At 64.8% G+C, this 13383-nt stretch carries 12 protein-coding genes, 2 tRNA genes and 1 pseudogene; 1 reads left to right on the top strand and 14 read right to left on the bottom strand.

The features are described from left to right. Window positions 1-17: 17 nt before the first annotated feature. The 13 genes from rfbA to uvrB form a co-directional block, all read right to left on the bottom strand. Window positions 18-899, bottom strand: coding sequence for a glucose-1-phosphate thymidylyltransferase RfbA (gene rfbA, locus PYV55_RS14710; protein ID WP_275852673.1), 882 nt, complete (start codon window positions 897-899; stop codon window positions 18-20). Next, complete coding sequence (rfbB, locus tag PYV55_RS14705) at window positions 896-2014, bottom strand: dTDP-glucose 4,6-dehydratase (RefSeq protein WP_275852670.1); 1119 nt, start codon at window positions 2012-2014, stop codon at window positions 896-898. Before rfbB ends, rfbA begins: the two co-directional genes overlap by 4 nt. A 201-nt stretch (window positions 2015-2215) precedes the next feature. Then, window positions 2216-2290 (bottom strand) — tRNA-Val (locus PYV55_RS14700). A gap of 87 nt (window positions 2291-2377) precedes the next feature. Continuing rightward, window positions 2378-2452: transfer RNA gene (locus PYV55_RS14695), tRNA-Val, on the bottom strand. Between the two features lie 48 nt (window positions 2453-2500). Beyond that, window positions 2501-3205, bottom strand: a complete 705-nt coding sequence (gene dnaQ, locus PYV55_RS14690; RefSeq protein WP_275852667.1) for a DNA polymerase III subunit epsilon — start codon at window positions 3203-3205, stop codon at window positions 2501-2503. A gap of 105 nt (window positions 3206-3310) precedes the next feature. Next, on the bottom strand, window positions 3311-3649 hold the full coding sequence (fdx, locus tag PYV55_RS14685) for an ISC system 2Fe-2S type ferredoxin (protein ID WP_275852665.1): 339 nt from the start codon (window positions 3647-3649) through the stop codon (window positions 3311-3313). A gap of 34 nt (window positions 3650-3683) precedes the next feature. Further along, window positions 3684-5582 carry a Fe-S protein assembly chaperone HscA gene (gene hscA, locus PYV55_RS14680; protein WP_275852663.1) on the bottom strand — a complete coding sequence of 633 codons (1899 nt, stop codon included), beginning with the start codon at window positions 5580-5582 and terminating at the stop codon, window positions 3684-3686. 91 nt (window positions 5583-5673) lie between these two features. Next, a complete protein-coding gene (hscB, locus tag PYV55_RS14675) occupies window positions 5674-6192 on the bottom strand; it encodes a Fe-S protein assembly co-chaperone HscB (RefSeq protein ID WP_275852661.1) in 519 nt (172 codons plus the stop codon). Window positions 6193-6255: 63 nt separating this feature from the next. Continuing rightward, a complete protein-coding gene (iscA, locus tag PYV55_RS14670) occupies window positions 6256-6579 on the bottom strand; it encodes an iron-sulfur cluster assembly protein IscA (protein ID WP_275852830.1) in 324 nt (107 codons plus the stop codon). A gap of 1 nt (window position 6580) precedes the next feature. Beyond that, window positions 6581-6979 (bottom strand): Fe-S cluster assembly scaffold IscU, encoded by a 399-nt coding sequence (gene iscU, locus PYV55_RS14665; RefSeq protein ID WP_275852658.1) that lies wholly within the window; start codon window positions 6977-6979, stop codon window positions 6581-6583. 34 nt (window positions 6980-7013) lie between these two features. Further along, on the bottom strand, window positions 7014-8234 hold the full coding sequence (locus PYV55_RS14660; protein WP_275852655.1) for an IscS subfamily cysteine desulfurase: 1221 nt from the start codon (window positions 8232-8234) through the stop codon (window positions 7014-7016). Window positions 8235-8365: 131 nt separating this feature from the next. Beyond that, window positions 8366-8902: a Fe-S cluster assembly transcriptional regulator IscR gene (iscR, locus tag PYV55_RS14655; RefSeq protein WP_275852652.1), complete on the bottom strand. Its 537-nt coding sequence runs from the start codon at window positions 8900-8902 to the stop codon at window positions 8366-8368. Window positions 8903-9112: 210 nt separating this feature from the next. Then, the gene (gene uvrB / locus PYV55_RS14650; protein WP_275852648.1) at window positions 9113-11209 is read right to left on the bottom strand and encodes an excinuclease ABC subunit UvrB; all 2097 of its coding nucleotides are present in this window, start codon (window positions 11207-11209) and stop codon (window positions 9113-9115) included. A gap of 130 nt (window positions 11210-11339) precedes the next feature. On the opposite strand from uvrB, the gene PYV55_RS14645 reads away from it, so the two are divergent. After that, complete coding sequence (locus PYV55_RS14645; protein ID WP_275852647.1) at window positions 11340-12536, top strand: amino acid aminotransferase; 1197 nt, start codon at window positions 11340-11342, stop codon at window positions 12534-12536. 159 nt (window positions 12537-12695) lie between these two features. Here the strand turns inward: PYV55_RS14645 and PYV55_RS14635 are convergent. Next, window positions 12696-13014, bottom strand: a pseudogene (locus tag PYV55_RS14635) (chromate transporter); the annotation flags it as partial. Between the last annotated feature and the right edge of the window lie 369 nt (window positions 13015-13383).

Raw genomic sequence — 13383 nt, 5'->3', positions numbered from 1 at the left:
GCGTTCCTTGGGGCGCTTCAGTGGCTTGGGCTCAACAAGCCCAGCAAATACTGTCCATACCCGTTCTTGCGCAGCGGCGCCGCGAGCGCCTGCAATTGCGCGGCGTCTATCCAGCCTTGCATGAAGGCGATTTCTTCGGGGCAGGCGACCATCTGACCCTGGCGTTTTTGCAAGGTGGCGATGAAGCTCGCGGCGTCGAGCAGACTGTCGTGCGTGCCGGTATCCAGCCACGCATAGCCGCGGCCCATGATTTCGACGCTCAGCTGCCCTTGTTGCAGGTACAGCCGGTTGAGGTCGGTGATTTCTAGCTCTCCGCGCGCCGAGGGCTTGAGGGTTTTGGCCAGCCCGACCACTTGCGCGTCGTAGAAGTAGAGCCCGGTGACGGCGTAGTGGGACTTGGGCTGCGGGGGCTTTTCTTCCAAAGACAACACCCGGCCTTGGGCGTCGAACTCGGCCACGCCGTAGCGCTCGGGGTCTTGCACGTGATAGGCAAAGACCGTGGCACCCGCGGTGCGTGCATTCGCACTTTGCAGCAGCTTGACGAGGTCATGGCCATAGAAGATGTTGTCGCCGAGCACGAGCGCGCAGGGGTCCTTGCCGATGAAGGCTTCCCCAATCAAAAAAGCCTGCGCGAGCCCGTCGGGGCTGGGTTGCACGGCGTATTGCAGCTGCATACCCCACTGGCTGCCGTCGCCCAGCAGCTCGGCAAAACGCGGCGTGTCGTGCGGGGTGCTGATGACGAGCACCTCGCGGATGCCCGCGAGCATGAGCGTGCTCAGCGGGTAGTAGATCATGGGCTTGTCGTACACGGGCATGAGCTGCTTGGAGACCGCCTGTGTGACGGGGTACAGGCGCGTGCCCGAGCCGCCGGCGAGGATGATGCCTTTGCGCGGGCTCATGCGGGCTCCTTGGTGGTGCTGCTGGTGCTGGCTTCGGTGTGGGTGTCGGCGTTGGCGTCGGCGTACTGCAGGTCGATCCACTGGCGGTAGGCGCCGCTGGTCACGCCGCGCACCCAGTCCTGGTGGGCCAGGTACCACTGCACGGTTTTGCGTATGCCGCTTTCGAAGGTTTCGGCGGGCTTCCAGCCGAGTTCGCGCTCGAGCTTGCTGGCGTCTATGGCGTAGCGGCGGTCGTGGCCGGGGCGGTCTTGCACGAAGGTGATTTGCTGCGCATAAGACTGGCCGTCGGCGCGCGGCGCAAGCTCGTCGAGGATGGCGCACAGGGTTTGCACGACTTCGAGGTTGGTTTTTTCGTTCCAGCCGCCGACGTTGTAGGTCTCGCCCACACGGCCTGCGGCGAGCACGCGGCGGATGGCGCTGCAGTGGTCTTGCACGTAGAGCCAGTCGCGGATTTGCCGGCCGTCGCCGTAAATGGGCAGGGGTTTGCCCGCAAGCGCGTTGTGGATGCACAGCGGGATGAGCTTTTCAGGGAAGTGGTAGGGCCCGTAGTTGTTGCTGCAATTGGTGGTAAGCACGGGCAGGCCGTAGGTGTGGTGCCAGGCGCGCACGAGGTGGTCGCTGGCGGCTTTGCTCGCGCTGTAGGGGCTGTTGGGCTCGTAGCGGTGCTGCTCGGTGAACGCTGGGGCGTCTGCGTCTAGCGAGCCATAGACTTCGTCGGTGCTCACGTGCAGGAAGCGAAACGCTTCTTTTTCAGGAGCTTCTAGCGCTTGCCAGTATTGCCTTGCAGCCTCCAAAAGCCTGAAGGTGCCGAGCACGTTCGTGTCGATGAAGTCCTCGGGCCCGTGGATGCTGCGGTCGACGTGGCTTTCGGCGGCAAAGTGCAGCACGGCGCGCGGGCGGTGCTGCGCAAGCAGGCGGCCTAGCAGCTCGCGGTCGCCGATGTCGCCGTGCACGAAGGTGTGGCGCGCGTCGCCTTGCAGGCTGGCCAGGTTTTGCAGGTTGCCTGCGTAGGTGAGTTTGTCGAGGTTGACGATGGGTTCGGCGCTGTGCGCAAGCCAGTCGAGCACGAAGTTGCTGCCGATGAAGCCGGCGCCGCCGGTGACGAGGAGGGTCATGGGGGATGGGGCTTAGGAAAGCGCCGTGCCGATGCACCCACGGCGCTTGCCACCAAGCCGATAGCAAGGAATCGCGAAGATTCTACCGGTGCCCCAGGCGCTCGCGCCCCGTCATCGGGCACGAAGACATAGCCCGAATGGACAGGGCAAGCTGTCTTTGAAAGGGCTAAGCAAGAGTGTGGGACTTATGGCGGTGCGACTTGGTGGGTGATACATGGATCGAACATGTGACCCCTGCCGTGTGAAGGCAGTGCTCTACCGCTGAGCTAATCACCCAAACGCATCTACCGAAGCACCCATCTGCCTGCGCCACGCTCGGCCTTGGCGAAAACATCGAAAGCCGAAGTGCACGCAGCGCAAAATTGGTGGGTGATACATGGATCGAACATGTGACCCCTGCCGTGTGAAGGCAGTGCTCTACCGCTGAGCTAATCACCCGGGTGCTGCGCTGAGCCCGCAATTATGGCACAAGGCGCGCAGCAAATTTCACTGCAACGTGCGCCACACGGTCTTTCCGCCGCTGGCCTTGTCGATCTGCGCGAGGATTTCTGCGTGCGCCGCGAGTTCCTGCTCGCTTGCGCGCAGCACGGGTAGCTCAAAGCCGCGCAGATCGATGCGTGCACCGCCCGTGCTGGCGCCCTCCTGCACATCATCGAGCACCAGCAGCGCGTCCTGCCCGCGCGTGAGATAAATATAGACATCGGCCAGCAGCTCAGCATCGAGCAGCGCGCCGTGCAGCGTGCGGCTGGAGTTGTCCACGCCCAGACGGTCGCACAGCGCATCGAGCGAGTTGCGCTTGCCCGGAAACAGCTCCTTGGCCATGGCCAGCGTGTCGGTGACGCACGCAACGAAGTGCTGCAGCGGCGGGTGGCCCGCAAGCTCCAGCTCCTTGTTCAGAAAGCCCACGTCGAAGGCGGCGTTGTGGATGATGATTTCGGCATCGCGCAGGTATTCGATCAACTCCGGCGCCACGGCCGCGAACTTGGGCTTGTCGAGCAAAAATTCATTGCTGATGCCGTGCACCTTGAGCGCGTCCTCGTGGCTTTCGCGCTCGGGGTTCAGGTAAAAGTGCTTGTTGTTGCCCGTGAGCTTGCGCGCGAACAGCTCCACGCAGCCGATTTCAATGATGCGGTCGCCGCCTTCGGCGGAAAGACCCGTGGTTTCGGTGTCGAGAACGATCTGGCGCGTCATGGCAGTGGCCCGGGGACTCCGTCTGGACTTACGCAAACAAGGATGCAGGAAAGTGTTTTGCCTTGGGGCGAGCGCCTTGCCTGATCCCGATTTGCGTAAGTCGTGTCAGTGTTTTTCCTTGGCGTGGTTGATCGAATACTTGGGGATTTCCACCGTCAAATCACGCGCCCCGACGATGGCCTGGCACGACAGGCGCGATTGCGGCGTGAGGCCCCAGGCGCGGTCGAGCAGGTCTTCTTCGTCTTCGTCGGCCAGGTTCAACGAATCGTAGCCTTCACGCACGATCACGTGGCAGGTGGTGCAGGCGCAGCTCATCTCGCAGGCGTGCTCTATGGGGATGTCGTGTTCGAGCAGCGCCTCGCAGATCGAGGTGCCCGCGCTCGCGCTGATCTCGGCGCCGGCCGGGCAGTATTCAGGGTGGGGCAGGATTTTGATGACGGGCATGCGGGGCTCGAAAAATGGTCGAGGGAAGAGATGTTCAAAGGCTTTGCACGCTCTTGCCGGCGAGCGCCTGCTGGATGCTGCGGTTCATGCGGCGTGCGGCGAAGGCTTCGGTGCCCTTGGCGAGCGCGGCCGTGGCGGCTTCGATCGCGGCCGGGTCGTCGCCCTGCAGCTGCGCGCGCAGCGCGGCCATGAGCGCGTCGATCTCGGCGCGTTCGGGCGGCGTCAGCAGGTCGCCGTCGGCGTCGATCGCGCTTTGCGTGGCCAGCAGCATGCGGTCGGCGTCGACGCGCGCCTCGACCAGGGCGCGTGCGCGCATGTCCTGCTCGGCCGTGGCAAAGCCCTCTTGCAGCATGCGCGCGATCTGCTCGTCCGACAGGCCATAAGACGGCTTGACGTCGATGTGCGCCTCGACGCCGCTCGTGAGCTCGCGCGCGCTGACCGAAAGCAGGCCGTCGGCATCGACGGTAAAGGTCACGCGGATGCGCGCCGCGCCCGCAGCCATGGGCGGGATGCCGCGCAGCGCGAAGCGCGCGAGGCTGCGGCAGTCCTGGGCGAGGTCGCGCTCGCCCTGCACGACGTGGAGCGCGAGCGCAGTCTGCCCATCCTGGAAGGTGGTGAAGTCCTGCGCCTTGGCCGTGGGGATGGTTTCGTTGCGCGGGATGATGCGCTCGACCAGCCCGCCCATGGTTTCCAGGCCCAGCGACAGCGGGATCACGTCGAGCAGCAGCAGATCGTCGCCGCCCATCGAATGGCCCGCGAGCTGGTGCGCCTGTATGGCCGCGCCCAGCGCCACGACCTCGTCGGGGTTGAGGTTGTTGAGCGGCGCGCGCCCGAACAGCTGCGCCACGGCGCGCTGCACCTGCGGCATGCGCGTGGCGCCGCCGACCATGACCACGCCCTGCACTTCTTCGGGCCGCAGCCTGGCGTCGCGCAAGGCGCGGCGCACCGCGGCGAGGGTGCGCTCGGTGAGGTGCGCAGTGGCCGCCTCGAAGTCGCTGCGTTGAACGTCGATTTGCACGTTTTCGCCCGCCAGACATGCGCTGAACGCTGCGCTTTCTGAAGCAGTCAGGGCTTCTTTGCAGGCGCGTGCGGCCAGGCGCAGTGCGGTTTTGTCGGCGGGGTCGGTCAGGCTTTCGCTGCTGCGCCCGAGCCGCTGCAGCACCCACTCGGCCAGGGCACCGTCGTAGTCGTCACCGCCCAGCGACGAGTCGCCGCCCGTGGCGATGACCTCGAACACGCCCTTGCTCAGGCGCAGGATGGAGATGTCGAACGTGCCGCCGCCGAGGTCATAGACGGCGTAGATGCCTTCGCTCGCGTTGTCCAGCCCGTAGGCGATCGCCGCGGCCGTGGGCTCGTTGAGCAGGCGCAGCAGGTGGATGCCCGCGAGCTTGGCCGCGTCCTTGGTGGCCTGGCGCTGGGCGTCGTCGAAATACGCAGGCACGGTGATCACGGCGCCGTAGAGCTCCTGGTCGAAGGTGTCTTCGGCGCGCTGGCGCAGTGTGGCGAGGATTTCGGCGCTGACTTCGACCGGTGACTTGACGCCGCCCGCCGTGGCCAGCGAGAGCATGCCGCCGCCCTGCCCTTCGCTTGCAGTGCCCGCAGCGCCGGATACGAAGCTGTAGGGCAGCTGCTGCGCCTGCGCCACGTCCGCGAGCCCGCGCCCCATGAAGCGCTTGACCGAGGCGATGGTGTTGCGCGCGTCCTGCGCCTGCGCGGCCAGCGCCTCGTAGCCGATCTGCCGCCCACCCTGCGCGAGGTAACGCACCACCGAGGGCAGCAGCACGCGCCCTTGCGCGTCAGGCAGGCACTCGGGCACGCCGTTGCGCACCGCGGCGACGAGCGAATGCGTGGTGCCCAGGTCTATGCCCACGGCGATGCGCCGCTGGTGCGGGTCAGGGGATTGGCCGGGTTCGGAGATTTGCAATAACGCCATGGAGTATCAAAAAAAGAGCTGCTTGCGCAGGTCCTGCCTTGGCTGAAGGCGGATTTCATTCAAAAAGCGCACGCGACGCGCACAGGTGGACTTATTCTCCCAAGGCCTCGCGCCGGCGTTCCACGTCCTCGGCAAAGCGCCCAAGAAACATGAGGGCTCTGACCTCCTGCGCGGCTGCGGCCCAGTCCTGTTGCAGATCGAGCAATTCGGCACAGCGCGCAAGCGTGTCTTGCCAGGCTTGCTGCACGCTGCGCTCCAGCGCTTCGACCTCGGCGGCGCTGCGCGCTTCTTCGAGCGCCTCGCGCCACTGCATCTGCTGCAGCAGAAACTGCGCCGGCATGGCCGTGTTGTCCTCGGCGCGCAGCGGCACGCCGTGCAATTCGCACAGGTAGGCAGCGCGGCGCAACGGGTCTTTGAGGCGCTGGTAGGCCTCGTTGATGCGCACCGACCACTGCATGGCCGCGCGTTGGGCGGCGGGGCCTTGCGCGGCAAAGCGGTCGGGGTGCGCCTCGCGCTGAAGCTCTTTCCAGCGCGCGTCGAGCTGCGCGCGCTCTTGCGCGAAACAGCGTGGCACGCCGAACAGTTCAAAGTCGTCGGATTGAAGGTTCATGGCAACAAAAAACCGCCAGCGGCTGGCGGTCGGGCTATGCGCGTAGCGATGCTGGGAAGCTTATCAGACGCGAAAGCTCTCGCCGCAGCCGCAGCGGTCGCGCTCGTTCGGGTTGTGGAACTTGAAGCCTTCGTTGAGCCCTTCGCGCACGTAGTCGAGCTCGGTGCCGTCGATGTAGGCCAGGCTCTTGGGGTCGGTCAGCACCTTCACGCCGTGGCTCTCGAAGACCACGTCTTCGGGCTGCAAGTCGTCCACGTACTCGAGTTTGTAGGCCAGGCCCGAGCAGCCCGTGGTCTTGACGCCCAGGCGCACGCCCAGGCCCTTGCCCCGGCGCTCGAGGTAGCGGCGCACGTGCCGCGCCGCAGCTTCGGTCAGCGTGATGGCCATCTCAGGCGCCTGTGGGGACAGCATGTTTTTGCTTGTAGTCGTCCACCGCGGCCTTGATCGCGTCTTCGGCCAGGATGGAGCAATGAATTTTCACGGGCGGCAGGGCCAGCTCTTCGGCGATCTGGCTGTTTTTGATGGACGTGGCCTCGTCCAGCGTCTTGCCCTTGACCCATTCGGTCACGAGCGAAGACGAGGCGATGGCCGAGCCGCAGCCGTAGGTCTTGAAGCGCGCGTCTTCGATCACGCCGGTCTGCGGATTGACCTTGATCTGCAGCTTCATGACGTCGCCGCACGCGGGTGCGCCGACCATGCCCGTGCCCACAGTGTCGTCGCCCTTGTCGAACGAGCCCACGTTGCGCGGGTTTTCGTAGTGTTCAACCACTTTTTGCGAATAAGCCATGGTGAAACCTCCTTTTTCTGAATAAGCAATGGCGTCAGTGCGCGGCCCACTGGATGGTGTTGAGGTCCACGCCCTCTTGGTACATCTCCCACAAGGGGCTGAGTTCGCGCAGGCGGGCCACGTTGTCGCGAATGGCCTGCACGGCGGTGTCGATGTCGGCTTCGGTGGTAAAGCGCCCAATGCTCAGGCGCAGGCTGCTGTGCGCGAGCTCGTCGCTGCGGCCCAGCGCGCGCAGCACGTAGCTGGGCTCGAGGCTCGCCGAGGTGCAGGCCGAGCCCGAGGACACGGCCAGGTTTTTGATGCCCATGATCAGCGACTCACCCTCGACGAAATTGAAGCTGATGTTCAGGTTGTGCGGCACGCGCTGCTGCAGGTCGCCGTTGACGAACGCCTGTTCGATCTGCAGCAGGCCGTCGAGCAGGCGCTTTTGCAGCGCGCGCGCCTTGGCCAGGTCTTGCGCCATTTCGGCACGCGCAATGCGGTAGGCCTCGCCCATGCCGACGATCTGGTGCGTGGGCAGCGTGCCCGAACGCAGGCCGCGCTCGTGGCCGCCGCCGTGCATCTGCGCCTCGATGCGCACGCGCGGCTTGCGCCGCAGGTACAGCGCGCCTATGCCCTTGGGGCCGTAGGTCTTGTGCGAGGCCAGGCTCAGCAAATCGACGGGCAGCGTGCGCAGGTCGATCTCAACCTTGCCCGTCGCCTGCGCGGCATCGACGTGAAACACGATGCCCTTTTCGCGGCACAGCGCGCCAATGGTGGCGATGTCCTGGATCACGCCGATTTCATTGTTCACGAGCATCACGCTCGCGAGGATGGTGTCGGGGCGCAGCGCATCCCTGAAGCGGTCGAGGTCGAGCAGGCCGTTTTCCTGCACGTCGAGATAGGTCACCTCGAAGCCCTGGCGCTCGAGCTCGCGCATGGTGTCGAGCACGGCCTTGTGCTCGGTCTTGACGGTGACGAGGTGCTTGCCCTTGCCTTGGTAAAAATGCGCCGCGCCCTTGAGCGCGAGGTTGTTGGATTCGGTCGCGCCGCTGGTCCAGACGATTTCGCGCGGGTCGGCGCCGATCAGGTCGGCCACCTGTACCCGCGCCTTTTCCACGGCCTCTTCAGCCTCCCAGCCCCAGGCGTGGCTGCGCGAGGCGGGGTTGCCGAAGTGCTCGTGCAACCAGGGAATCATGGCCTCGACCACGCGCGGATCGACGGGCGTCGTGGCCGCATAGTCGAGGTAAATGGGGAGTTGCTTTTTCGTGTCCATGGTCGGCTCGGTAAAGACTCAGGGAAGATTCATGCTGCCACGCGCACGGCGCTGCCGGGCGGACTGCCCTGCGCACCGTCGCGTCGCGCCCCATGCAAAGCAAAAAGGCGCGCGCAGCAGCTGCGGCTACCTCAGGATTTGGCGAAAGCGTTGCCCAGCGCGAACACCGAATTGGGCGCGTTCACACGGATCGGCTTGACCACGGGCGTGGTCGAGATCGCGCGGCGCGCGGCGGGCTTGGCTTCCACCTCGACGCCCTTGGCGAGCTGATCATCGACGAGCTTTTGCAGCGTGACCGAGTCGAGGAACTCGACCATGCGCTGGTTCAGCGCCGACCACAGTTCGTGCGTCATGCAGCGGCCCGAATCACCCAGGCAATTTTCCTTGCCGCCGCACTGCGTGGCGTCGATCGGCTCATCGACCGAGAGGATGATGTCGGCCACGGTGATTTCTTCAGGCTTGCGCGCAAGCGTGTAGCCGCCGCCAGGGCCGCGCGTGGACTCGACGAGCTCGTTGCGGCGCAGCTTGCCGAAAAGCTGCTCCAGATAAGAGAGCGAAATATGCTGGCGCTGGCTGATGGCCGCGAGGGTGACGGGGCCATTGTTCTGGCGCAGGGCCAGATCGATCATGGCGGTGACTGCAAAACGACCTTTGGTTGTGAGACGCATGGCAAGCTCCTGGTAAGGCTCTTTGGTTGTCAAAAACTGCCTGCTGCAATGTGCAGGCTCCGTCCCCACCCTTTTCTTCGCCTTGGCTGCGGATAAAACCTGCCGCGACGAAGCCCTGTGTATCTCGGGCTGTTTTCTTCGTAATGGCCCAGATTCTAGCACAATTCCCAATTAAATTTGTCGGGATTGCGGGCAAGCCCCCGTTGCCTGTCAGACCGGCACGCTGTCTTCGCCATGCGCGCCGAAAGCCGCGTCCTTGAGGCGCGCGAGCTGGTCGCGCACGCGCGCGGCCTGCTCGAACTCGAGGTTGCGCGCATGCTCGAGCATCTGCTTTTCGAGCCGCTTGATCTCGCGCGCGAGGTCTTTTTCGGACAGCGCCTCGGCCTGCGCGCGTGCGAGCGCCTCCTGCGCGAGCTGCTCGGCCGCGCGCGCCGATTTTTCGCTATAGACGCCGTCGATCAGGTCGCGCACCTGTTTGACGATGCTGCGCGGCGTGATGCCGTGCGCCTGGTTGTGGGCAATCTGCCTGGCGCGCCGGCGCTCGGTTTCGCTGATGGCTTTGCGCATGGACGCGGTGATGGTGTCGGCGTACAGGATCGCTTTGCCGTGGGCGTTGCGCGCGGCGCGGCCTATGGTCTGGATCAGGCTGCGTTCGGCGCGCAAAAAGCCCTCTTTGTCGGCGTCCAGAATGGCCACGAGCGACACCTCGGGAATGTCCAGCCCCTCGCGCAGCAGGTTGATGCCCACGAGCACGTCGAAGGCGCCCAGGCGCAGATCACGGATGATTTCCACGCGCTCCACGGTGTCCACGTCGGAGTGCAGATAGCGCACCTTCACGCCGTTGTCGCTGAGGTAGTCGGTCAGCTGCTCGGCCATGCGCTTGGTCAGCGTGGTGATGAGCACACGCTCGTCTTTTTGCACGCGCAGGCGGATTTCCTGCAGCACGTCGTCGACCTGGTGCGTCGCGGGGCGCACCTCGACCTCGGGATCGACCAGGCCCGTGGGCCGCACGAGCTGCTCGACCACCTGGCCCGAATGGCTGAGCTCATAGTCGGCGGGCGTAGCCGAGACGAAGACCACCTGGCGCATGCGCTGCTCGAACTCCGCGAACTTCAGCGGCCGGTTGTCGAGCGCCGAGGGCAGGCGAAAGCCGTATTCGACCAGCGTGGTCTTGCGCGCACGGTCGCCGTTGAACATGGCGTTGAGCTGGCCGATCATCTGGTGGCTCTCGTCGAGGAACATGAGCGCATCCTTGGACAGGTAGTCCACCAGCGTGCTCGGCGGCTCGCCCGGCGCCGCACCCGAAAGATGGCGCGTGTAGTTTTCGATGCCCTTGCAGTGCCCGACTTCGCTGAGCATCTCGAGGTCGAAGCGCGTGCGCTGCTCGAGCCGCTGCGCCTCCACGAGCTTGCCCTGCGCGAGCAGCTCCTGCAGCCGCTCGGCCAGCTCGATCTTGATGCTTTCGACGGCCTGCAGCACCTGCGCGCGCGGCGTGACGTAATGGCTGCTCGGATAGACCGTGAAGCGCGGAATTTTTTGCTGGATGCGGCCCGTGAGCGGATCGAACAGCAGCAGACTCTCGACCTCGTCGTCAAACAGCTCGATGCGCAGCGCGAGTTCGGAGTGCTCGGCCGGAAACACGTCTATGGTGTCGCCGCGCACACGGAACTTGCCGCGCTGGAAGTCCTGCTCGTTGCGCTGGTACTGCATACGGATGAGCTGCGCGATCACGTCGCGCTGGCCCACCTGGTCGCCCACGCGCAGCGTCATGACCATCTGGTGGTAGCTTTGCGGGTCGCCGATGCCGTAGATGGCCGACACGGTGGCCACGATGACCACGTCGCGCCGCTCCATCAGGCTCTTGGTGCACGACAGGCGCATCTGCTCGATGTGCTCGTTGATCGCGCTGTCTTTTTCGATGAACAGGTCGCGCTGCGGCACGTAGGCTTCGGGCTGGTAATAGTCGTAATAGCTCACGAAGTATTCAACCGCGTTCTTGGGGAAGAACTCGCGAAACTCGCTATAGAGCTGCGCCGCGAGCGTCTTGTTGGGCGCAAACACGATGGCCGGGCGGCCCAGGCGGGCGATCACGTTCGCCATGGTGAAGGTCTTGCCCGAGCCGGTCACGCCCAGCAGGGTCTGGAACACCTCGCCGTCGCGCACGCCCTGCACGAGCTGCTCGATCGCCGCGGGTTGATCGCCCGCGGGCGGATAAGGCTGAAAAAGCGCAAAGGGCGAGTCCGGAAAATGGACGAACTCCCCTTGCGCAAGCCGGTCGGGATGGGGGGCAGCGGGTACAGCGTGCATGGTGGCGTAGCTAAAATTCGCGGTTTGCTTGGATGGAAGCTCTTGCAGAGCCCCCTCAACTGAGGGCAAGGCACGGGATTTCCACCCAAGCGACGCTTTTTACCACCCGCACTGCGCCTGAGGACTCACCATGTCTTTGTTTTCCGCCGTCACCATGGCCCCCCGCGACCCGATTCTGGGTCTGAACGAACAGTTCGCCGCCGACCCCAACCCGCACAAGGTCAACCTCGGCGTGGGCGTTTATTTCGACGACAACGGCAAGCTGCCGCTGCTGCAATGCGTGCAAAGCGCCGAAAAAGCGCTGATGGAGCAGCCCACGCCGCGCGGCTACCTGCCCATAGACGGCATCCCGGCCTACAACGCCGGCGTGAAGAATCTTGTTTTCGGCGCGGGCTCTGAGCCCCTGCAGTCGGGCCGCGTGGCCACGGTGCAGGCGCTGGGTGGCACGGGCGGGCTCAAGATCGGCGCGGATTTTCTGAAAAAACTCAACCCCGGCGCCAAGGTGCTGATTTCCGACCCGAGCTGGGAAAACCACCGCGCGCTGTTCACCCAGGCCGGCTTTGAGGTCGGCACCTACCGCTACTACGACGCCACCACGCGCAGCTTGAACTTCGAAGGCATGCTGGCCGACCTGAAGGCCGCTGCGCCGGGCACCATCGTCGTGCTGCACGCCTGCTGCCACAACCCCACGGGCTACGACCTCGACGCCGCGCAGTGGAGCCAGGTGGTCGCGACCGTGCAGGCGCGCGGCCTCGTGCCCTTTCTCGACATGGCCTATCAGGGCTTTGCGCAGGGCATCGCCGAAGACGGCGCCGTGGTGGGCAAGTTCGTGGCCGCCGGGCTGCAGTGCTTCGTGGCCACCTCGTTCAGCAAAAGCTTCAGCCTGTACGGCGAGCGCGTCGGCGCGCTCTCGGTCGTCTGCGCAGACCCGGACGAAGCCGCGCGCGTGCTGAGCCAGCTCAAGATCGTGATCCGCACCAACTACTCCAACCCGCCCACGCACGGCGGCGCGGTGGTGGCCAAGGTGCTCGGCGACGCCAGCCTGCGCGCGCAGTGGGAGCAGGAACTCGGCGCCATGCGCAGCCGCATCAAGCTCATGCGGCAAAAACTCGTCGAAGGCCTGCGGGCCGCGGGCGTGCCGCAAGACATGGACTTCATCACGCGCCAGGTCGGCATGTTCAGCTACTCGGGCCTGAGCACAGAGCAAATGCAGCGCCTGCGCAGCGAGTTCGGCGTCTATGGCACCGACACAGGCCGCATGTGCGTGGCCGCGCTCAACAGCAAGAACGTGGACTACGTCTGCCAGGCGATCGCCAAGGTGGTTTGATTCGAAGCGTCAGAGCGGGGGCAGCATCCAAGGCCCCCAAGCCTGCACCAGACTCCCAAGCAAGCCGCTGCCTAGCAGCCTGTCGGACTTTGGGCGTCGATAGCGAGAATGGGCCCCAGCGAGGCCAGTTTTTGCCGTATTCGCAGCCCCATAGCGGGACTATGGGGCAAGAAGACGGTAAAAAATGGGCCGCTGCGGCGCATTCGCAGCCGACGATTCCAAAGTCCGACAGGCTGCTAGCACCACCAAGCAGGGCGGCACCTAACAGCAAGGCCACCAGCGCGAGCAAGGCCAGGCCAAAATCCCGTGGTGCGTGGATGGCGCTCGTCCAGACGGGCGTGTAGAGCGCGGCGAGCAGCAGCCCCACCACCGCGGCATTGATACCAAAAAGTGCCTTTCGCGCCCGTGTATCTTGCCTTAGTAGCTCCCAAAACGGAAGCGCTCCGAGCACCAGCAAAAATCTGGGCGCAAAAATCGCCTGCGGATGTGGCCTGCCCGGGTCGCACCGCGGTGCCTTGCCATCCTCCGCTCTTTGGGCGCAACCCGCCCTCATCGCTGCGACCGGCGAAGCACTGCAGAACCAGCAGGCTACGAATTTACAGAAGGGATGTTGTACCAACCGGCTTGCTTATAGTCGAGTTGGCTGCGGCATGATGTACGCCGATGGGTAAGGGCAGTCCGTACAGGATGATGATGCCGGTTCGAGTCCAGCCCCAGTCGCAGCTCACCCGCCAGTTGCGTGCACCTCTTTGCTGCCAGTCCATGCGCGCGCAACTCCCCAACGTGCATTTTGGTTTGATATATTGCAAAGTGGCCTGTGCATGGGGGCGTTCGGCTCATACCCAAA

Origin of the sequence: Extensimonas soli, assembly GCF_029211265.1 — a bacterium.
Lineage (GTDB): Bacteria > Pseudomonadota > Gammaproteobacteria > Burkholderiales > Burkholderiaceae_C > Extensimonas > Extensimonas soli.
Note: the sequence above shows the minus strand (reverse complement) of the source record. Positions and strands in the feature narration are given on the sequence as shown.

Coding starts and splice junctions, on each gene's coding strand:
- rfbA (WP_275852673.1), bottom strand. CDS start 899: ATGAGCCCGCGCAAAGGCATCATCCTCGCCGGCGGCTCGGGCACGCGC.
- rfbB (WP_275852670.1), bottom strand. CDS start 2,014: ATGACCCTCCTCGTCACCGGCGGCGCCGGCTTCATCGGCAGCAACTTC.
- iscU (WP_275852658.1), bottom strand. CDS start 6,979: ATGGCTTATTCGCAAAAAGTGGTTGAACACTACGAAAACCCGCGCAAC.
- uvrB (WP_275852648.1), bottom strand. CDS start 11,209: ATGCACGCTGTACCCGCTGCCCCCCATCCCGACCGGCTTGCGCAAGGG.
- dnaQ (WP_275852667.1), bottom strand. CDS start 3,205: ATGACGCGCCAGATCGTTCTCGACACCGAAACCACGGGTCTTTCCGCC.
- PYV55_RS14660 (WP_275852655.1), bottom strand. CDS start 8,234: ATGGACACGAAAAAGCAACTCCCCATTTACCTCGACTATGCGGCCACG.
- PYV55_RS14645 (WP_275852647.1), top strand. CDS start 11,340: ATGTCTTTGTTTTCCGCCGTCACCATGGCCCCCCGCGACCCGATTCTG.
- hscA (WP_275852663.1), bottom strand. CDS start 5,582: ATGGCGTTATTGCAAATCTCCGAACCCGGCCAATCCCCTGACCCGCAC.
- iscR (WP_275852652.1), bottom strand. CDS start 8,902: ATGCGTCTCACAACCAAAGGTCGTTTTGCAGTCACCGCCATGATCGAT.
- fdx (WP_275852665.1), bottom strand. CDS start 3,649: ATGCCCGTCATCAAAATCCTGCCCCACCCTGAATACTGCCCGGCCGGC.
- iscA (WP_275852830.1), bottom strand. CDS start 6,579: ATGGCCATCACGCTGACCGAAGCTGCGGCGCGGCACGTGCGCCGCTAC.
- hscB (WP_275852661.1), bottom strand. CDS start 6,192: ATGAACCTTCAATCCGACGACTTTGAACTGTTCGGCGTGCCACGCTGT.